The sequence below is a fragment of the uncultured Aquimarina sp. genome, from assembly GCF_947492965.1.
Lineage (GTDB): Bacteria > Bacteroidota > Bacteroidia > Flavobacteriales > Flavobacteriaceae > Aquimarina.
Genome location: NZ_CANLOZ010000004.1, coordinates 533,726 through 551,737, shown reverse-complemented (window position 1 = coordinate 551,737; position 18,012 = coordinate 533,726). Strand labels below are relative to the sequence as shown.

Below are 18,012 nucleotides of genomic sequence, written 5' to 3'. Positions count from 1 at the left end.
CATACCAAAACCTCTATCCCGAAAGTTTGACATATCGAATTCTGGCAGGTCTCCTGGCTCGCGTCTTGTTGTCTACCTTCCCATTCCGAGTTTATCGAAACAGTGGTTAAAAGAACTAACAACAAGCATCCGCCTTTGACGGACTAAGCTCACAGTTGCGGGAACAGCTCAGGAATGCTGATTTATAATATGAGATGTGAGACATACGATAATTATGACAGAAATCGTAATTCGTAATGCTACATTCGTATTTCAGTTCACCTGATTCCCTTTTAATTCTCTACGCTAGTAAAGCGTATCAAAACCAAAATTCTGCGCGAATGTATTATATTTCTCTGAAATTGCATCCACTTTAACAAATAAATTGATAATACTAGTATCTTTGCGCACTCTAAAGCCTTAGAAAATGTTGTACTACATCACTGGTGGAGAACGTTCTGGAAAAAGTAGCTATGCACAAAATCTAGCATTAGAACTTTCCAAAAAACCAGTTTACATAGCAACTTCCAGAGTTTGGGATGGTGATCATAGAAAACGAATCGATCGACATATTGCGGATCGAAGTGATGTCTGGACCTCTATTGAAGAGGAAAAAGAACTCTCTAAAGTGATTCATAAAAATACTACTGTAGTTATTGATTGTGTAACTCTATGGCTTACGAATTTCTTTGTAGATACCAAAAATGACATCGAAATATCCCTTGAACAGGCAAAAAAAGAATTTAATAAACTCATTACTATAGAAGCGAATATTATAATCATTTCTAATGAAATAGGAATGGGAGTTCATGCAACCACAGAAATAGGAAGAAAATTCACAGAACTTCAGGGTTGGATGAATCAACATATTGCCAAACATGCTGATCACGCCATTTTAATGGTTTCTGGCATACCTGTAAAAATAAAATAACATGAATTTTACCATAACACCTCTAGATAAGTCCTTAGAAAACAAGATTCAACATAAAATTAATCTGAAAACCAAACCAGTAGGTTCATTAGGTATTCTTGAAAAAATTGCATTACAAATAGGGCTTATCCAACAAACTAGTGCCCCCAGCCTTAATAAACCAACAATTTTGGTTTTTGCCGGAGATCATGGTATTGCAGAAAAAGGAGAAGTAAATCCCTATCCACAGGTAGTAACACAACAAATGGTATACAACTTCTTACATGGAGGCGCTGCTATCAATGCCTTTTGTAATCAACATCATATTGATCTTAAAATTGTAGATGCTGGCGTAAACCATGACTTTGATCAAATAGAAGGACTAATTGATGCTAAAATTGCATATGGTACTAATAATTACGAGAACGAACCTGCAATGTCTCGCGATGAATGTTGCAAAGCTATACAAACGGGAGCTTCTTTGGTAACCGAGGTTTATAATGATGGATGTAATATTATCGGATTTGGTGAAATGGGAATCGGAAACTCTTCTGCTGCAGCATTACTCATGTCTTATTTTACAAAAATATCCATTGAAGAATGTGTAGGAGCCGGAACAGGAATTCAGGGAGATGCTAAAAAGAAAAAACAAGCGGTTCTGCAATCAGTTTTTCAAAAATATAAACCAGCATCAGCAAATGAAGCATTGGCTACTTTTGGAGGGTTTGAAATTGCAATGATAACAGGTGCTATTCTTAGAGCTGCCGAATTAAAAATGACTATTCTTATAGATGGATTCATCGTTACAGCTGCATTATTGGCTGCTAATGCCGTGTATGAAAATGTATTAGATTACTGTATTTTCGCACACACTTCTAATGAGCAAGGTCATCAGAAAATGCTAAACTTTCTAGAAAAAAAGCCGCTAATTCATCTTGGCATGCGATTAGGAGAAGGAACAGGAGCTGCTGTAGCGTACCCAATAATAACTTCTGCCATCGCTTTTCTAAACAACATGGCTAGCTTCGAAGAAGCATCTGTAAACACTTCAGAATCTTAACGAAGTGAAAAAAGGTGTTTTATCCATACTCGTTGCTTTGGTTGGTTTTTTCTTTGCATATAAATACCATGTAAAAATGCATGAAATACAGTATAATTTAATCACCGGAAAAGAAATTCGATTTATTTTTATTAATGATCTTGTTTCGTTTACCAGATTATTCAAAATGGTAACGGTTAGCCTTTCTTTATTAAGTATATATCTTGGTGTCATCGCTACCTTAAAAAAACATAAAATAGGAATCTTGGGAATACTGCTAGCGATAGTCTTATGTATTGCTGCTTTTATTCCTTTTTGGAAGTACTTTTCTCAAAATATAACAACAGCAATCAATTCGTAACAAAACCTAAGAGTTATTTCATGAAGAAAGAAATCCATATATTTTTCACAGCTCTGATGTTTTTTACTAGAATTCCGTGCCCAAAATGGGTAAATCATGATCCAGAGTATTTACGGAAAAGTTCTAAGTATTTCCCTTTAGTAGGAATACTTGTTGGTGGTATTGGAGCTATTGTCTTCTATGGTTTTTCCTTGTTGTTTTCTACAGAAATTGCCTTGTTATTATCTATGGCGAGTACCATTTATACCACGGGAGCTTTTCATGAAGATGGTTTTGCTGATGTTTGTGATGGTTTTGGTGGTGGTTGGACCAAAGAAAAGATCCTTCTTATCATGAAAGATTCGCGATTAGGTACCTATGGTACTGTTGGAATTTTATTGGTTCTCGCTATTAAATTTTCTGCATTAAGAGAAACTGAAACATCCTATATACCGCTAATTTTAATTTCTGGTCATAGTCTTAGTCGTTTTATAGCGACTACTTTAATTTACACACATCCTTATGTCAGAGATACGGAAGATAGCAAAGCGAAACCTGCTGCTAAGAGCATGAGCTTATCAATGTTATTATTTAGTACATTGTTTGGAATCCTTCCACTCGTGTTTTTCTTTAATCCATTAATATGTTTAGCGATTATACCCATGTACATTTCTAAAATGTTTCTAGCTGCTAAATTTAAAAAATGGATCGGAGGCCAAACAGGAGACTGTGCTGGTGCGGTGCAACAATTGAGTGAAGTGGTTTTTTATCTAAGTATTATCGTATTATGGAAATATATTTGGTAAGACATACTACCCCAAACATAGAAAAAGGAATCTGCTACGGACAAAGTGATCTGGATGTTACTGATAGTTTTGACGCTGAAGTATCCGAAATTCATACCAAACTCCCGCTAAAAGAAATTACAAAAGTCTACAGTAGTCCGCTAAAAAGATGCAAACTACTTGCGGAAAGTTTTAATCTTCCCATAATATTTGATATGAGACTACAAGAATTAGATTTTGGTAATTGGGAATTAAAAGCATGGGATGATATCTCTAAAAAAGAGCTGAATCCATGGATGGAAGATTTTGTAAATGTTCCTGTTCCCAACGGAGAATCATATGTAATGCTCCAAGAGAGAGTTCTTGACTTTTATAAAAATCTATCCTCTAATGCCGATGAAAAAACAGTCATTATATCTCATGCCGGACCTATCAGAGCATTACTTTCTCATTTGCAAAAAATAGCCTTAAAAGATTCTTTTAGTATTAAATTAGAATACGGAGAAGTTGTAAAAATTTAATTAGTATCAATTTATACCAACTCCAACTTGGCAAAATTGTAATTAGAAGAAGTTTCTTTTTCTACAACTTGTACGTTTAACTTTTCCTTAAAAAGTGGTGCATTAACAACCAGGGTATGATATTCTCCATTTTCGCCACAAGCGTCAACCCCCAAAGATTCTAAATCCTGAATAAGTTCTTGATCAATCGCTCTTCCTAAATAATCAGAACCCAGATCATTATTACAAGAAACAATGATCGCTTCAATACCATACACTATCATATCCAAAACCAATTGTTTTCTGGGCTGATGCCAAATGGGTAATATCGCTTTTAGGTTTGCTGCATTCGATACTTTTTCTTCCCATTGACGATGCGATTCGATATCGATATCACCAAAAATAGCAGATTGCAAACTATATTTTTTGGCCAATGATTGTAAATTTTCAATGTACAGACGCTCATAATCACCCCAACTACTTTCAAAAAAATGAATTGGAAGGCTCATCGCATTAGCTTGCGCTTTTAGAATCTCTTTTGGAATTCCATGAGAACGAGATCGATCACCATACTCATTCAATACGTTTAATAAAACAGATGGAGAATACCCTTCTTTTATCGCCATATGCATCGCATAACAACTATCCTTTCCCCCACTCCAGGAACATAAAAAAGACATATCTAAAAATTAAGTTGTACAAATTAACGGTAATTCTTAGCAGGTTTTCAAAAAATATTTCGAAGTTTGAAAAATATTTAAATTCATATGAATAAATTTTGTTTTCTATTAATACCATACCTTTTTTTTGTTTCCTGTAAAGAAGAGAAAAAAGAAACTACTTCTACTGTTGCACAAGAACTTGTTCCTCAACAAGTCTCCTACGCTACTGGATTTACCATAGAAAACAAGGATACCTATAAAGAAATTAAAATTACATCTCCTTGGCCTGATGCAAAAAATGGATTTACCTATATTTTATATCCAAAAGGAACTGAAAAACCTGATGTAAAAGGAAAAGTATCTTACATAAAGATTCCAGTAGAAAAAACCGTAGTTACCTCTACTACAGATATTCCGATGTTAGAGTATTTACAACTCCAAAACAAATTAGTAGGCTTTCCACATTGTGATTATATATCATCGGAAAAAACTCGTGCTTTAATAGACAATGGATCTATCTTAGAACTAGGAAATAATGGTCATTTAAATACAGAGCTAACTTTAGAACTAGCACCCGAAATAATTATAGGATATTCTGCTACTGGAGATACCAAAACGTATGATTTACTGGAAAAAACTGGAATCCCAGTTGTAATGAATGGTTCTTGGATGGAGCAACATCCATTAGGACGTGCAGAATGGATAAAGTTTGTAGCTGCATTTTACAATAAAGAAAAAGAAGCTGATAGTATTTTTAACAAGATAGAACAAGACTATACCAAAGCTGCTGCACTGGCAAAAAATACAGAAAAAACTCCCACAGTCTTATCAGGAAATATGTTTAAAGATGTATGGCATGTTCCTGGAGGGAACAGTTATGTAGCCAAATTTTTAAAAGATGCGAATACCAATTACTTGTGGAAAGACACGCAAAAAACAGGAAGTATCGCGCTGAATTTTGAAAGTGTTTTAGAAAAAGCGCAAAATGCAGAGCTTTGGATAGGTTCTGGATCTTCTAAATCCTTAAAAGAACTAGAAGAAAAGAACAATCGATATACTTTTTTTGAAGCTTTTAAAAATAAAACCGTATATTCTTCTACTCTAAAAACTGGATCCAAAGGCGGATTGATATATTATGAATTAGGACCTATGCGACCTGATTTGATTCTAAAAGATATTATCCGAATAGCACATCCAGAATTATTAAAAGATTACGAACCTTATTTTTTTGAAAAACTAAACTAATTGACCCCAAATAAATCATATAAAGCAGTTTTTCTCATCATAACTATCATACTATTGTTATGTTTTATCACAAACATTAGTCTTGGATCTGTTCTAATCCCATGGGTAGATACTTTAAAAAGTTTAGTTGGAGGCACTGTAGAAAAAGAATCTTGGAAGCATATTATAATTGATTATAGACTACCAAAGGCTATTACTGCAGTTATCGTAGGAAGTGGATTAGGTGTTTCGGGATTATTAATGCAAACCTTATTTAGAAATCCGTTGGCAGGTCCATTTGTACTAGGAATAAGTTCTGGAGCAAGTCTTGGTGTAGCATTGTTGATTTTAGGAAGCGCTCTTATCGGCGGAAGTACTGCATTATTCTTGGTTTCTAATTGGGGATTAGTAGCAGCAGCAAGTTTAGGAAGTGTTTTAGTACTATTTCTGGTAATGCTCGTTTCTATTAGAGTAAAAGATACCATGGCTATTCTCATCATCGGATTGATGTTTGGTAGTATTACAGCTGCCATTGTAAGTGTACTTTCTTATTTCGCGCCTGCTGAACAGTTACAACGATTTATTTTTTGGGGATTCGGAAGTTTAGGAAATTTATCCTGGACAGATGTTATCATATTTTCTGGAATTGTTTTTATCGGGATGATACTGGCAATTTTCTCAATCAAATCACTAAACACATTACTTTTGGGAGAAAATTACGCTCGTAGTCTTGGATTAAATATTAAAAAAAGTCGTTTCTTGATTATTTTGGCTACAGGTTTGTTGGCAGGAAGCATTACAGCCTTTGCAGGACCGATTGCCTTTATAGGATTGGCAGTACCACACCTTACCAGACAACTATTTCATACTTCGGATCATAAAACATTAATACCAGCAGTCATATTAATAGGAAGCATGATTATGTTAATTTGTGATACAGTTTCTCAGCTACCAGGAACCGAATACACCTTACCAATCAATGCGATTACTTCTTTGATAGGTGCACCGGTTGTTATTTGGTTATTGGTTAGAAAACGAAAAATGTTATTTTAGCAGCTTATGGAGATAGCATCTGCCGATACTGAAAATAAAAATATCGTTTTACAAACGGAAGGACTTTCTATTGGTTATCGCCATAAAAATAATCTCGAAGTAGTTGCTGCGGATATTAATCTAAAACTATATGAAGGTGAACTTGTAGGCTTGGTTGGTGCCAATGGTATTGGTAAGTCTACATTATTAAGAACACTCTCTAAAGTGCAACCAGCGCTAAGAGGAGATGTTTTTTTATCCGACAAAGAAATTAGAACCTACAAAACTTCAGAACTTGCTTCACAATTAAGCATCGTACTCACAGAACAAATAGCTTCAAAAAATCTCACTGTACAAGAATTAGTGGCTTTGGGCAGACAGCCCTATACAAATTGGGTTGGAAAATTACTGGATGAGGATATAGAAAAAATACAAAAAGCGATTGAAGTCACCCATATTACCAAGTTGGTTAATAAAAGATGTTTCGAATTAAGTGACGGACAATTACAAAAAGTATTGATCGCTCGTGCAATCGCACAAGACACTCCATTTATCATGCTAGATGAACCTACTACGCATCTAGATGTATATCATAAGGCTTATATTCTGAAACTTTTAAAACGATTAGCCTTCGAAACTCAGAAAACAATACTGTTTTCGACTCATGAGATTGACTTTGCCATACAATTATGTGATAAAATGATCGTAATGAACACAGATGGTTTTGAATTTGGAAGACCAAAAGAACTTATCCAATGTAGAGCATTTTCTTCTTTATTCCCGGAGGATCTTATCCTATTTGACGAAAAAACAGGAAGTTACAAAGTAAGGCATTAATTGAAGATCTTAAAAGCGTAATAATCCCTAAAATCCTTTTAACGATTTAATGTGTTTCTTGCAGAAAAAACGTAGATTTTTTGAGTAACCAACACCCATATTTTAACATGAAAAGTGATAATTTCGAGGCAAAATAAAACCTTACATAATGAACAAAATTTTTAGACTCAAATCATTTATCATGTTATCAGCAATTACTTTATTCATTACTAGTTGTAGTAGTGATAGCAATGATGACATTTTTATCGACCCTACAGATCCTGTTACTTTTGATGGAGAACTTTCTGTTTTCGAAACAGGTACAGACAACAGAACCGTAATGATCGACGGATCAAATGTTTCTGGAAATAATGCAATAGTAAAAGTTGCTTTCAGATCATCGAACACTATGAGACGTTTGTACGTAACTCAAAACGTTTCAGATTTCGGTGCTGAACCTTACAATTTCGCAGTTGGTGGTGTTACCGTAGATGATAAAAAAGATGGTTCTTTAGATTTATCTTCTGACAATGGAGATGAATTTGAATTTGCTATTCCTTTTCCTGTACCAACAAGTGCTGATAGTAACATAGTATATACCATATGGGCTACCACGGGACGTGGAGATTTTAGAGATATTTCTAAAAGAAATGCTATCGGTGATACTGCCGTTGGTACTATCACAATTACCGGAAGCGGTACTAGCACTGCTAACGGAATTAAATCATTTACCAGTACTTTATTAGCTGCTCCACTTGGTGATGGTTCTTCGGATACGTTTATGTCGGTTTATAACAACGAAGTGTATAAAATAAGCGAAGGAGAAGAAACTGCAGCGCTTTGGGATTTTGGATATTACTACGGATTTACGCAAAAAGCTTCTCTAGCTTCTACATCTGATTATCCAGCTCTTTTTGATGACGATAATGACGCTAGTACGCCGTTAGTTAACGTATCTGGATTAACAGGTGTTGCACAAGACGAACTTAATAAATTCTACATTTCTACTTCATTAATTGATTTTGATGCAGTAACAAGCGCTACTGATTTAGATGGAATCAGCCAAGCTACAACTGAAAGAGCTACTGAACTTTCTGTTGGAGATATCCTAGAATTTACTGATCAATACGGAAAAAAGGGTGTAATTAAAGTTACTAATATCACAGGTACCGATGGTAACGATGGATCCATCACTTTAGATATTAAAGTTCAGATCTAATCGCACATCATATAAATTGAAATGGCTATTCTAAAAAAGGATAGCCATTTTTATTAGAAACAAGATCGTGGAACCCTTTTTATTATATGTAAAACAATATGAAGTTATGGATCAATATTTCTTTACTATCAAAATCATCTAGCCAGTTATTTTTTGATATTAATCATATATCAATCTAGAGTAAACACCAACAAACCATACAATTATTACACAAATTCCGTAATCTCTTTTAAAAGTTTATTTCTATTTTTACCAAACACACATCTTGTTACTAGTAATCCATATACCCAATATTTAGTAATGTTTTAAGGACTTTCTAATAGTTAGTTGTTCTAGTATTAGAAGCCTACTTGTAAATATCATATGGTAAAATTTTTATTACCCCTATTTTTATTATTGAGTCTATTTCAATTATCTGCCCAGTCAGTAAATGATTATAGAACCAATGGTTTGGATGGTAACTGGACTAATGTTGCTATCTGGGAAGTTTTTAATGGTACCACCTGGGTACCCGCTACAAACTATCCTGGTCAGGTAGCTGGCACCAACGATATATCTATCATTGGAAATTCTGAAGTAACTATCAATTCTACTATTCCAAATAGTTTTAATTCGCTTTCTATTGGTCCCGGAACAATGTTCGTGGATGCAGATTCTAGTATAGACACGCCTTTAATCACCTTAAACACAGGAGGAATAGCAGAATGGACTAGTAATAATACCGATTTAGCACTTCCTGCTAATGCTTCTATAGTTACTAATGGAGGTAACTTAGCCGAAGATAATCCTTGTAATGCCACTAAAACTATCACCATAGGATCTACCGTTTTTGCTTCTTGTAATGGTGGTGGCGGAGGAGTAGATTATGATTTTGGTGATATAAATAATAATGGGGGAACTCTAAATGTAAGTCCTACTTCTAATGGCCCTTTATGTGTAGGGCAAACATTAAATTTATTTGCCAATCCAGGAGGTGCTGGTAGTAGTGGCGCTACTTTTAGTTGGTCGGGAACAGGGCCTGGTGGATATTCTTTTAGTTCTACTTTACAAGATCCTACAGAAAGTAGTATTACCGCCATAGGAACATATACGTATACGGTAACAATTACCGACAGCTTTTCTAATAGCATTTCAGAATCTATAGATGTAGTGGTGAATGGAGCACCAAATCCTCCGGTAAGTGGAGGCAATCAAACGGTTTGTTTTGGTATTAGCGGAACACTTACTGCTACTGTTGGAGCAGGTGAAACTGTGGACTGGTACAATGCAGCTACCGGAGGAACCCTTTTATTAGCAGGTAATACAAGCTATTCTACATCTGTAGCAGGCAGTTATTATGCAGAAACGAGGAATACAACCTCTGGTTGTGTTAGTACAAGTAGAGTTGGTGTTATTTTATCCAACAAATCTTGTACAGTTATTACCAATAGAAGAATTACTTATAGAGTAAATCCAGGAGTAACAGGACCCACTGGAACTCCTACAACCGATATGGTAATCAATTTCTTTGATGATGGTCAGAATGGTTCTGGGAATCCTTTCCAATTACAAGTCAGAAATGCTACTAGTGTTGCATTTAATTATCAAATATGGTTACAAAATGTTCCTTATGCCAGTATCCCAGGACTTACACTAGGAGATCATACGGTAAATACCATCAATAATGGTGATGGAACTTTTAGCTATCTTTTTACCAGTACTTCTCCTATTTCAGCATTTGCTTCCAGAGCTATTACTGGTTCTAGCGGAGCTCCATCTCCTTTGGGTATAGGTGCAGCATGCGGTTGTGTAAGTTTTTTTAAATTGTAGTTTGGTTTTGGTTATAATTCTATAATTTAGATTTTATAAAACCATCATAACATTGCATCATCTTATTTCCATTATAGAACCTATAATTCAATGGGGCACCACTCCCAAACTTAACATCCCTAATGGAGAACTTACCCTTAAACAAGCATTAATCTCTTTATATCAAGAATACTTAGCCATAGCAGGTAAAACTCCAGTAGATGAGAAAGACTATCCTGATCCTCCAGATTTTAATTTCGAAAAAATATCGAATACTATTAGATCCAATTTTCCAAAATTAGGTTTCTATCAGATGATCTTAGATCCTTTTGAAATGACAAAACCTGATACGGGATTAGGTGATGCTAATGATGATCTATCGGATATTATCAAGGATTTGATGGAAGTTCAATGGAGATTTAAAAATACTAGCGAACAGGATGCCTTATGGTATTTTGAGTTTATTATGCGTAATCATTCCGAAAGGCATATTGTTAATCTTTTAAAAACTTTAAAAGATTTAGAGGAAGAATTATAATGTAGATAATTACTTATACTTCATCATCTCTTCTTACTCCTAAATTTTTATCTTTGATCTAATAACACTTGAGTAAATATCAACGTGTTATTATAAGCTTATTTTTTATCTAGAGACTAGTCTCTGAAAATTAAAATCTCTATCATAGGGTAAATAAAATTCACATGTCAGAATACATATTACTGCTGGTTGCAGTTGTTGCCATTATCATTGGTTTTTTTATTGGTAAATACGTTTCGTCGCTTAAAAACAAAAGCGATCAGAGTGCCCTTAACGAACGTAGCAATCAGTTGCAATTACAACTAGAAGAAACTAAAAAAACAGCTACGCAGCAGTTAGAACTTACCAAAGAGCAACAACAAATACAGAAAGAAACCCTAGAAAAGCAACTTTCTGAAATTGGTAAAGAACGTGATGAAATTAGAAGAGAAAAAGAATTTTTAAACACAGAACTCACCAGACGTAATACCGAATTCGAAAACCTACTACTCAAAAATCAAGAACAAAAAGGAGAAGTAGAAAAACTACAAGAAAAATTCACCAAAGAGTTTGAAAACCTTGCAAACAAAATTTTAGATGAGAAATCTAATAAGTTTACAGAGCAGAATAAAGAAAACATCAAAAACATCCTAAATCCGTTACAAGAAAAAATCAATACTTTCGAGAAAAAAGTAGAGCAAACACATAAAGAAAGTATAGACTACCATGCTGCTTTGCGCCAACAAATATTAGGCCTAAAGGATCTTAACGAACAAATGAGTAAAGAGGCAACCAATCTTACCAAAGCCTTAAAAGGTGATAGTAAGATGCAAGGAAACTGGGGAGAATTGGTATTAGAACGAGTCTTAGAAAAATCTGGATTAGAAAAAGACCGAGAGTATTTTGTACAACAAAGTTTTACTACAGCAGAAGGACAGCGAGTATTACCAGATGTGGTAATTCATCTACCTGATAACAAAAAAATGATAATTGATTCTAAAGTGACATTGACCGCTTATGAGCGTTATGTAAATGAAGATGATGAAACTCTAAGAAACACATATTTAAAAGAACACATAACCTCTTTAAGACGTCATATCGATCAACTTGCTGAAAAAAACTATCAAGATCTTTATGATATCGAATCCCCTGATTTTGTATTACTTTTTGTACCTATTGAACCAGCATTTGCCATCGCCATCAATGAAGATAACAAATTATACAATCAAGCGTTTGAAAAGAATATCGTTATTGTTACTCCTTCTACCCTACTAGCTACTCTTCGTACTATTGATACTATGTGGAATAATGAGAAACAACAACGTAATGCGATAGAAATTGCAAGACAGGCTGGAGCGCTTTATGATAAGTTCGAAGGACTTATGAAAGATCTTACTGGAGTCGGCAAAAAGATTGATGATGCCAAAAAAGACTACGCATCCGCAATGAATAAATTAGTTGAAGGAAGAGGTAACTTGATCACTAGTGTTGAAAAACTAAAAAAGATGGGAGCTAAAGCTAAGAAATCATTGCCAGAAGCAATTATCAAAAGAGCTTCCGAAGACAACGAAATTTAATTAAAAATGATAGACTCAAATACCACTCAGGTGATGATACAATTATTAATGGGCTTAGTATATGCTATTCCTTCCTTACTATTTATCATCATAAGCATTTACTATTTATTAAAAATGGGCTCCCAAATAGACGGAACGCTAATTTTAATTGGAAACGTCATAATATTTCTATCTGTTATAATCGGACAAATAGCATTTGTACAGTTTGCTTTTTATCAAAAATGGGAACACACAAGCTATTCCTATATATCTACTGGAATTAGCATATTTTCTTTTATAGGACGTGTACTATTTGCTGTGGGTATATTCTTGCTCATTAAAAAAATGATCAAACAAAAGAATTCGAACTCATGAAAAGTAAACACACACACATCTTTACATTTCTTTTTGGGCTTATTGTTAACCTTGGGATATCGCAAGAACTATATTTCCCGGAAAGAGGAAATTGGGAAGAAAAAAGTCCATCAGAATTTAATATAAATTCGAATAAGCTAAATGAAGCTATTGCCTATGCAGAAGCAAATGAGTATTCTGGATCTAAAGATTTACGAATTGCCATCTTAAAAGGATTTGAGCGCGAACCTTATCATAAAATACTTGGACCAACAAAAAAGAGAAGCGCGCCTGCTGGTTTGATCTTAAAAGACGGATATATTATTGCCAAATGGGGAGATATTGATCGTGTAGATATGACATTTAGTGTAACGAAAAGTTATCTGTCCACAATCGCAGGCCTAGCCATAGATTCAAAACTAATCGGCTCTGTTGATGATCTCACTTATAAGTATGTATGGGATCATACGTTTGATGGAGCTCATAATAAAAAAATAAGTTGGCGACATCTGTTAACACAATCATCCGACTGGTCTGGACAGTTATGGGGTGGATATGATTGGGCAGATCGCCCTCCTAATACTGGAGGAGTAGATGATTGGAAACACAGAAAATTAAATAATCCCGGAACTGTATTTGAATACAATGATGTGCGAGTAAATGTATTAGCCTACTCCTTACTTAATGTTTGGCGCAAACCACTACCCCGAATACTTAAACAACATATAATGGATCCTATTGGAGCATCCACAACATGGAGATGGTATGGGTATGACAATTCATGGGTAACTATAGATGGTATGCAGATGCAATCTGTAAGTGGTGGTGGTCATTCTGGTGGTGGTCTATTTATCAATACATTAGATCACGCACGTTTTGGGTTACTTTTTATGAATAATGGTATTTGGAAAGACAAGCAATTGATTTCTAAAAAATGGATACAAGAAGCAATACAACCTTCTAGCGCCAATAACAACTACGGATTTATGTGGTGGTTAAATAAGAAAGGGAATCGCCATTGGAAAGGATTGCCAGAACACCTGTATTATGCCGCTGGTTTCGGAGGTAATTTTATAGTAATCGATCAAGAACAAAACCTTGTCATTGTAACTAGGTGGTTGGAACCCAAGTATATTGATGAATTTGTAACTAAAGTTTACGAATCATTTTAAAAAAAATTACATCTATATTTGTAATAACTTAAAACTTCAACACATGGCATCTTTTTCTCTTATTTCTAAAAAAAGTAATATAAAGATACTTTTGCTTTTGTCTATCCTAAGTATTACAAGTTGTACAAAAGATGGAGATAATCTTGTTTTTGTTCCGACAGAAATTGAAAGTATTTCTCCAACTAGTGGACCTGGAGACACCGAAGTAACAATTAGCGGTATTTCTTTTGGCACGAATCCTAATGCTGTTTCAGTATTTTTTAATGATGTTGAGGCCATTGTTAATTCGGTTACAGAAACGGAGATCACTGCCATTGTTCCCAGAGGAGCTCAAACAGGTACCGTTCGTGTTGTTCTTAATGGAGAAAACGTAATGGGCCCTGAGTTTACATATGTAATCACTTCTGCTCAAGTGTCTACATTGATAAGAAGTGAAATGCCTGGAGATATGGATGGTCCTGTGGCACAAGCAAGTTTTTCTGCATTATGGGGATTATTAACCGATGAAGAAGGATCTGTATTCATATCAGATTATGGTAATAACAAAATAAGAAAAATCGATACTGATAATATTGTAAGCACAGTTACTGGGATGACTGGTGTAATTGGAGACATGGATGGTACATTTGCAGAAGCTACCTTTAATAATCCTAGAAGTATGGCCATGGACTCTCAGGGAAATATTGTTGTATCTGATTTAGCAGCCCAAAAGATTAGAAGAATAAATCTTTCTTCTGAAACGGTGGAAACTATTGCTGGTACAGGAGATGTAGGATTGGTGAACGGTGATGGTAGTATAGCCCAATTTGCCCAACCCATAGGAGTTGTTATAGATAATTCAGATAATATTTATATAAGTGAATTAGGAAATGCTACTATTCGGAGAATAGCACCTGATAATACAGTAAGTACTTTAGTCGGAACAGGTGTAGCAGGCTTTGTAGACGGACCCGCAGACACTGCACTGATCAGTTTTACAGCTGGTATGGCAATTGCAGCTAATGGCGATATTGTTTTTGCCGATGCCGGAAATCACAGTGTAAGAAGAGTTACAACTCAAGGAGTAGTTTCTACTATCGCTGGAACAGGAACCACTGGAGATGTTAATGGCGAAGGTGATATTGCTCAATTTGCAAGTCCACTAGATGTGGCTGTCGATTCTCAAGGAAATATTTTTGTTGTAGACTTTGGTAATCAAAAAATTAAAAGAATTGACACCGATGGTATGGTAACTACCTACGCTGGAACTGGAGAAATTGGATTTATGGATGGGATTCCCTCTATTGCCACTTTTAATAACCCTAGAAACTTATTCATAGATGAAAATGATGTGATCTATGTTGGTACAGATGATGCCATACGACTAATCACACCAGAATTCTAGAGCTACTTTTATACTAAAATGAAAAAAATTCTTTTAATTATTATTGCTGCTATCATAGTACTCTTTGCTGTGTGGTACGCTTCTGTTTATTATGCAACTTATAGCGAAGGTGTGCGTAGTGGAGAACTGATTAAATTTAGCAATAAAGGTGTTTTATTTAAAACCTGGGAAGGAGAAATAAGCCAAGGAATATCTGGTGCACAAATATTCAGTTTTTCGGTAGAGGACCAAAATAAAGAAGTCATCAAAAAACTCGAAGAATATCAAGGAAGATATGTAAAACTTAAGTATAAAGAACGTTTTGCCAAAGTTTCATGGTTAGGAGACTCTAAATACTTTGTGATCGATGTCGAAGAAGAAGAATCACCACATTTTAGAAATAAATAGTAATTGTACATGAAGAAATATAAAGCAGCAAAAGAATCCAGAGTGGTGATCTCAGAGTTGATGCTACCTTCGCATTCTAATTTTAGTGGTAAAATTCATGGTGGTTATATTCTTTCTTTAATGGATCAGATTGCCTTTGCTTGTGGATCAAAACATTCTGAAGCGTATTGTGTAACCGCAAGTGTAGATAAGGTAGACTTTAGAAAACCTATAGAAGTTGGAGAGTTAGTTACTATGAAAGCCTCTATAAATCATGTGGGCACTACCTCTATGGTGGTTGGTGTTCGTGTAGAAGCAGAAAATATTATGACTGGTAAAGTAAAACATTGTAACTCCAGCTACTTTACCATGGTTGCAAAAAATGACGAAGGAAAAAGTATTACAGTTCCTGGATTAATTTTGGAAAACGAGACCGCAGTGCGTCGTTTTGTAAGAAGTATTATTAGAAAAGAAGATGCTAGTGCACGAAGAGACCGATTTAAAGCTTCTGAATTTAGATTAGAAGATCATATACAACTGTTAAAAGAATACAATATACAATTAGCATTATAATTTATTCTAGAAGTCTGCGTTAGTGCTATCAGAGAATACCATGATGTACTCTTCAGAATTTTGCTATATTTAAGAAAAATTGAAAATTATGAAATCCCCAACTTTACTATTACTGTGCGCATTTACGATGATTCTAATAGGTTGTAGCAGTAGTGATGATGGAACTACTGAACCAGATGTAGTTATCGATCCAGATCCGATTCCAGAACAAACTTCTACCTATATAGGTCATGTAAAAACGATTATAGATTCCAATTGTTTAGAGTGCCATGGATCCCCATTACAAAATTCGGCACCAATGGAATTAGTTACCTTTCAGCAAGTAGTAAACGCAGTAAATGATAGGAATTTATTTAGTTTTATTGATACTACAAATGCTTTTAATGTAATGCCACCTTCTGATGAAGGAGGAAGAATGCCACAAGCTACCATCGATATAGTTGAAGATTGGATTGCAGATGGGCTTTTAGAACAATAGTCCTATTTTACTATACTAGAAATTGAAATAGATCTGGCTTATCGTTAAGATAATCTCCAAAGAAATTATGCTCTTTCATTCTTGCAATTAGAGGTTGAAGATCCTTTTTATCTTTAAGTTCAATTCCTACTACTGCAGGACCATTTTCTCTACTTGATTTTTTGGAGTATTCGAAATGAGTGATATCATCATTAGGACCTAATATTTCTCCCACAAACTGTTTTAAGGCACCAGCTCTTTGTGGAAAACGCACTATAAAATAGTGTTTCAAATCTGCATATAACAATGCTCGTTCCTTAATCTCCGCAGTTCGAGTAATATCATTATTACTACCACTTACAATACACACTACATTTTTACCTTTGATTTTATCTTTATAGGTTTCTAAAGCTGCTAACGTAAGAGCCCCTGCAGGTTCTACTACGATTGCATCTCTATTATACAAATCCAAGATTGTTTGACATACCAATCCTTCAGGAACAGTTATCATATCTGACAAATAAGATTTACATATATCAAAGTTTAAATCTCCGACCTTTTGCACTGCAGCACCATCAATAAACTTATCAATATCTACGATCTCAGTATTTTTATTTTCCCGAATAGATGTCAACATGGATGGAGCTCCTTTAGGCTCTACTCCAATAATTTTTGTTTTAGGTGATAGCGCTTTCATAGCACCACATAAGCCAGATGCCAATCCACCTCCTCCAACGGCAACAAAAATGTAATCAATAGGATGATCTACCTGCTTAAAAATTTCCAAACCAATAGTTCCTTGACCTTCTATAGTTTTAGGATCATCAAAAGGGTGTACAAACGTCTTCCCTTGTGTTTTACAACTATTTCTTGCTGCTTTGGACGCATCATCAAAAGTATCACCTTCTAAAACAATCTTTACCTGATCTCCACCAAACATTTGTGTCTGTTCAATCTTTTGTTTTGGTGTTACAGATGGCATATAAATGGTTCCCTCGATGCCTAAATGATGACAAGCAAAAGCAACACCTTGTGCGTGATTACCAGCGCTAGCACATACAACTCCTTTAGCCAATTGCTCTTTGGTTAATGAACTAATTTTATTAAAAGCTCCTCTAATTTTATAAGATCGTACCCTTTGTAGATCTTCTCTTTTTAATAAAATATTGGCATCATATTTCTTTGAGTATCGTATACTATTCATTAGGGGTGTAACCATAGAGACCTCCTTAATCGTGGAGGCCGCTTTTTGGATATCTTCTAATTCCGGAAAATATGTGGTTACTTCAGTATCCATATTCATTCTTTACATAGTAATAATTCATCTGCCAGTCTGAGT

20 protein-coding genes and 1 riboswitch are annotated in these 18,012 nt (G+C 34.8%); of the genes, 18 read left to right on the top strand and 2 right to left on the bottom strand.

The window, feature by feature from the left end:
* Positions 1 to 25: 25 nt before the first annotated feature.
* Positions 26 to 324, bottom strand: a riboswitch (cobalamin riboswitch).
* Positions 325 to 406: 82 nt separating this feature from the next.
* From Q1B37_RS13560 to cobC, 5 genes are read left to right on the top strand one after another with little or no spacing between them, the layout of a single operon-like run.
* Positions 407 to 910: a bifunctional adenosylcobinamide kinase/adenosylcobinamide-phosphate guanylyltransferase gene (locus tag Q1B37_RS13560; RefSeq protein WP_299899299.1), complete on the top strand. Its 504-nt coding sequence runs from the start codon at positions 407 to 409 to the stop codon at positions 908 to 910.
* A 1-nt stretch (position 911) separates the two neighbouring features.
* Positions 912 to 1,949 carry a nicotinate-nucleotide--dimethylbenzimidazole phosphoribosyltransferase gene (gene cobT, locus Q1B37_RS13555; RefSeq protein ID WP_299899297.1) on the top strand — a complete coding sequence of 346 codons (1,038 nt, stop codon included), beginning with the start codon at positions 912 to 914 and terminating at the stop codon, positions 1,947 to 1,949.
* Positions 1,950 to 1,953: 4 nt separating this feature from the next.
* Positions 1,954 to 2,289 (top strand): hypothetical protein, encoded by a 336-nt coding sequence (locus Q1B37_RS13550; protein WP_299899296.1) that lies wholly within the window; start codon positions 1,954 to 1,956, stop codon positions 2,287 to 2,289.
* Between the two features lie 20 nt (positions 2,290 to 2,309).
* Positions 2,310 to 3,074, top strand: a complete 765-nt coding sequence (locus tag Q1B37_RS13545) for an adenosylcobinamide-GDP ribazoletransferase (RefSeq protein WP_299899294.1) — start codon at positions 2,310 to 2,312, stop codon at positions 3,072 to 3,074.
* On the top strand, positions 3,056 to 3,574 hold the full coding sequence (gene cobC / locus Q1B37_RS13540; protein ID WP_299899292.1) for an alpha-ribazole phosphatase: 519 nt from the start codon (positions 3,056 to 3,058) through the stop codon (positions 3,572 to 3,574). The genes Q1B37_RS13545 and cobC overlap by 19 nt, the downstream gene beginning before the upstream one ends.
* 11 nt (positions 3,575 to 3,585) lie before the next feature.
* On the opposite strand, the gene Q1B37_RS13535 is transcribed toward cobC, so the two are convergent.
* Entirely contained in the window at positions 3,586 to 4,233 is a 648-nt protein-coding gene (locus Q1B37_RS13535; protein ID WP_299899290.1) for a diphthine--ammonia ligase, read from the bottom strand.
* A gap of 87 nt (positions 4,234 to 4,320) precedes the next feature.
* Between Q1B37_RS13535 and Q1B37_RS13530 the strand changes: the two genes are divergently transcribed.
* The 13 genes from Q1B37_RS13530 (at position 4,321) to Q1B37_RS13470 (ending at position 16,694) form a co-directional block, all read left to right on the top strand.
* Positions 4,321 to 5,460: an ABC transporter substrate-binding protein gene (locus tag Q1B37_RS13530; RefSeq protein ID WP_299899288.1), complete on the top strand. Its 1,140-nt coding sequence runs from the start codon at positions 4,321 to 4,323 to the stop codon at positions 5,458 to 5,460.
* Positions 5,461 to 6,492: an iron ABC transporter permease gene (locus Q1B37_RS13525; RefSeq protein ID WP_299607197.1), complete on the top strand. Its 1,032-nt coding sequence runs from the start codon at positions 5,461 to 5,463 to the stop codon at positions 6,490 to 6,492.
* Between the two features lie 6 nt (positions 6,493 to 6,498).
* Positions 6,499 to 7,308, top strand: coding sequence for an ABC transporter ATP-binding protein (locus Q1B37_RS13520; RefSeq protein ID WP_299607195.1), 810 nt, complete (start codon positions 6,499 to 6,501; stop codon positions 7,306 to 7,308).
* Positions 7,309 to 7,456: 148 nt separating this feature from the next.
* On the top strand, positions 7,457 to 8,506 hold the full coding sequence (locus Q1B37_RS13515; protein WP_299899286.1) for a hypothetical protein: 1,050 nt from the start codon (positions 7,457 to 7,459) through the stop codon (positions 8,504 to 8,506).
* Between the two features lie 363 nt (positions 8,507 to 8,869).
* Complete coding sequence (locus Q1B37_RS13510; RefSeq protein WP_299899285.1) at positions 8,870 to 10,315, top strand: hypothetical protein; 1,446 nt, start codon at positions 8,870 to 8,872, stop codon at positions 10,313 to 10,315.
* 52 nt (positions 10,316 to 10,367) lie between these two features.
* Positions 10,368 to 10,832: a DUF5063 domain-containing protein gene (locus tag Q1B37_RS13505; RefSeq protein ID WP_299899283.1), complete on the top strand. Its 465-nt coding sequence runs from the start codon at positions 10,368 to 10,370 to the stop codon at positions 10,830 to 10,832.
* A gap of 164 nt (positions 10,833 to 10,996) precedes the next feature.
* Positions 10,997 to 12,388 (top strand): DNA recombination protein RmuC, encoded by a 1,392-nt coding sequence (rmuC, locus tag Q1B37_RS13500; protein WP_299899281.1) that lies wholly within the window; start codon positions 10,997 to 10,999, stop codon positions 12,386 to 12,388.
* 6 nt (positions 12,389 to 12,394) lie between these two features.
* Positions 12,395 to 12,742 carry a hypothetical protein gene (locus Q1B37_RS13495; RefSeq protein ID WP_299607187.1) on the top strand — a complete coding sequence of 116 codons (348 nt, stop codon included), beginning with the start codon at positions 12,395 to 12,397 and terminating at the stop codon, positions 12,740 to 12,742.
* Positions 12,739 to 13,893, top strand: coding sequence for a serine hydrolase (locus Q1B37_RS13490; RefSeq protein ID WP_299899280.1), 1,155 nt, complete (start codon positions 12,739 to 12,741; stop codon positions 13,891 to 13,893). The genes Q1B37_RS13495 and Q1B37_RS13490 overlap by 4 nt, the downstream gene beginning before the upstream one ends.
* 43 nt (positions 13,894 to 13,936) lie before the next feature.
* Positions 13,937 to 15,277, top strand: a complete 1,341-nt coding sequence (locus Q1B37_RS13485) for an IPT/TIG domain-containing protein (RefSeq protein WP_299899279.1) — start codon at positions 13,937 to 13,939, stop codon at positions 15,275 to 15,277.
* 18 nt (positions 15,278 to 15,295) lie between these two features.
* The gene (locus Q1B37_RS13480; protein ID WP_299899277.1) at positions 15,296 to 15,664 is read left to right on the top strand and encodes a 6-phosphogluconate dehydrogenase; all 369 of its coding nucleotides are present in this window, start codon (positions 15,296 to 15,298) and stop codon (positions 15,662 to 15,664) included.
* A 9-nt stretch (positions 15,665 to 15,673) separates the two neighbouring features.
* Positions 15,674 to 16,216: an acyl-CoA thioesterase gene (locus tag Q1B37_RS13475; protein ID WP_299607180.1), complete on the top strand. Its 543-nt coding sequence runs from the start codon at positions 15,674 to 15,676 to the stop codon at positions 16,214 to 16,216.
* An 88-nt stretch (positions 16,217 to 16,304) separates the two neighbouring features.
* A complete protein-coding gene (locus tag Q1B37_RS13470) occupies positions 16,305 to 16,694 on the top strand; it encodes a hypothetical protein (RefSeq protein WP_299899275.1) in 390 nt (129 codons plus the stop codon).
* A gap of 10 nt (positions 16,695 to 16,704) precedes the next feature.
* Here Q1B37_RS13470 and ilvA read toward each other — a convergent pair whose 3' ends face one another.
* A complete protein-coding gene (gene ilvA / locus Q1B37_RS13465) occupies positions 16,705 to 17,970 on the bottom strand; it encodes a threonine ammonia-lyase IlvA (protein ID WP_299899273.1) in 1,266 nt (421 codons plus the stop codon).
* Positions 17,971 to 18,012: the final 42 nt, after the last annotated feature.

Bases quoted from the DNA above. Each gene is read 5' to 3' on its own strand.
- Q1B37_RS13495 (WP_299607187.1), top strand. From the start codon at position 12,395: ATGATAGACTCAAATACCACTCAGGTGATGATACAATTATTAATGGGC.
- Q1B37_RS13470 (WP_299899275.1), top strand. From the start codon at position 16,305: ATGAAATCCCCAACTTTACTATTACTGTGCGCATTTACGATGATTCTA.
- Q1B37_RS13560 (WP_299899299.1), top strand. From the start codon at position 407: ATGTTGTACTACATCACTGGTGGAGAACGTTCTGGAAAAAGTAGCTAT.
- Q1B37_RS13520 (WP_299607195.1), top strand. From the start codon at position 6,499: ATGGAGATAGCATCTGCCGATACTGAAAATAAAAATATCGTTTTACAA.
- Q1B37_RS13510 (WP_299899285.1), top strand. From the start codon at position 8,870: ATGGTAAAATTTTTATTACCCCTATTTTTATTATTGAGTCTATTTCAA.
- cobC (WP_299899292.1), top strand. From the start codon at position 3,056: ATGGAAATATATTTGGTAAGACATACTACCCCAAACATAGAAAAAGGA.
- Q1B37_RS13530 (WP_299899288.1), top strand. From the start codon at position 4,321: ATGAATAAATTTTGTTTTCTATTAATACCATACCTTTTTTTTGTTTCC.
- ilvA (WP_299899273.1), bottom strand. From the start codon at position 17,970: ATGGATACTGAAGTAACCACATATTTTCCGGAATTAGAAGATATCCAA.
- cobT (WP_299899297.1), top strand. From the start codon at position 912: ATGAATTTTACCATAACACCTCTAGATAAGTCCTTAGAAAACAAGATT.
- Q1B37_RS13515 (WP_299899286.1), top strand. From the start codon at position 7,457: ATGAACAAAATTTTTAGACTCAAATCATTTATCATGTTATCAGCAATT.
- Q1B37_RS13535 (WP_299899290.1), bottom strand. From the start codon at position 4,233: ATGTCTTTTTTATGTTCCTGGAGTGGGGGAAAGGATAGTTGTTATGCG.
- rmuC (WP_299899281.1), top strand. From the start codon at position 10,997: ATGTCAGAATACATATTACTGCTGGTTGCAGTTGTTGCCATTATCATT.
- Q1B37_RS13545 (WP_299899294.1), top strand. From the start codon at position 2,310: ATGAAGAAAGAAATCCATATATTTTTCACAGCTCTGATGTTTTTTACT.
- Q1B37_RS13490 (WP_299899280.1), top strand. From the start codon at position 12,739: ATGAAAAGTAAACACACACACATCTTTACATTTCTTTTTGGGCTTATT.
- Q1B37_RS13475 (WP_299607180.1), top strand. From the start codon at position 15,674: ATGAAGAAATATAAAGCAGCAAAAGAATCCAGAGTGGTGATCTCAGAG.
- Q1B37_RS13480 (WP_299899277.1), top strand. From the start codon at position 15,296: ATGAAAAAAATTCTTTTAATTATTATTGCTGCTATCATAGTACTCTTT.
- Q1B37_RS13485 (WP_299899279.1), top strand. From the start codon at position 13,937: ATGGCATCTTTTTCTCTTATTTCTAAAAAAAGTAATATAAAGATACTT.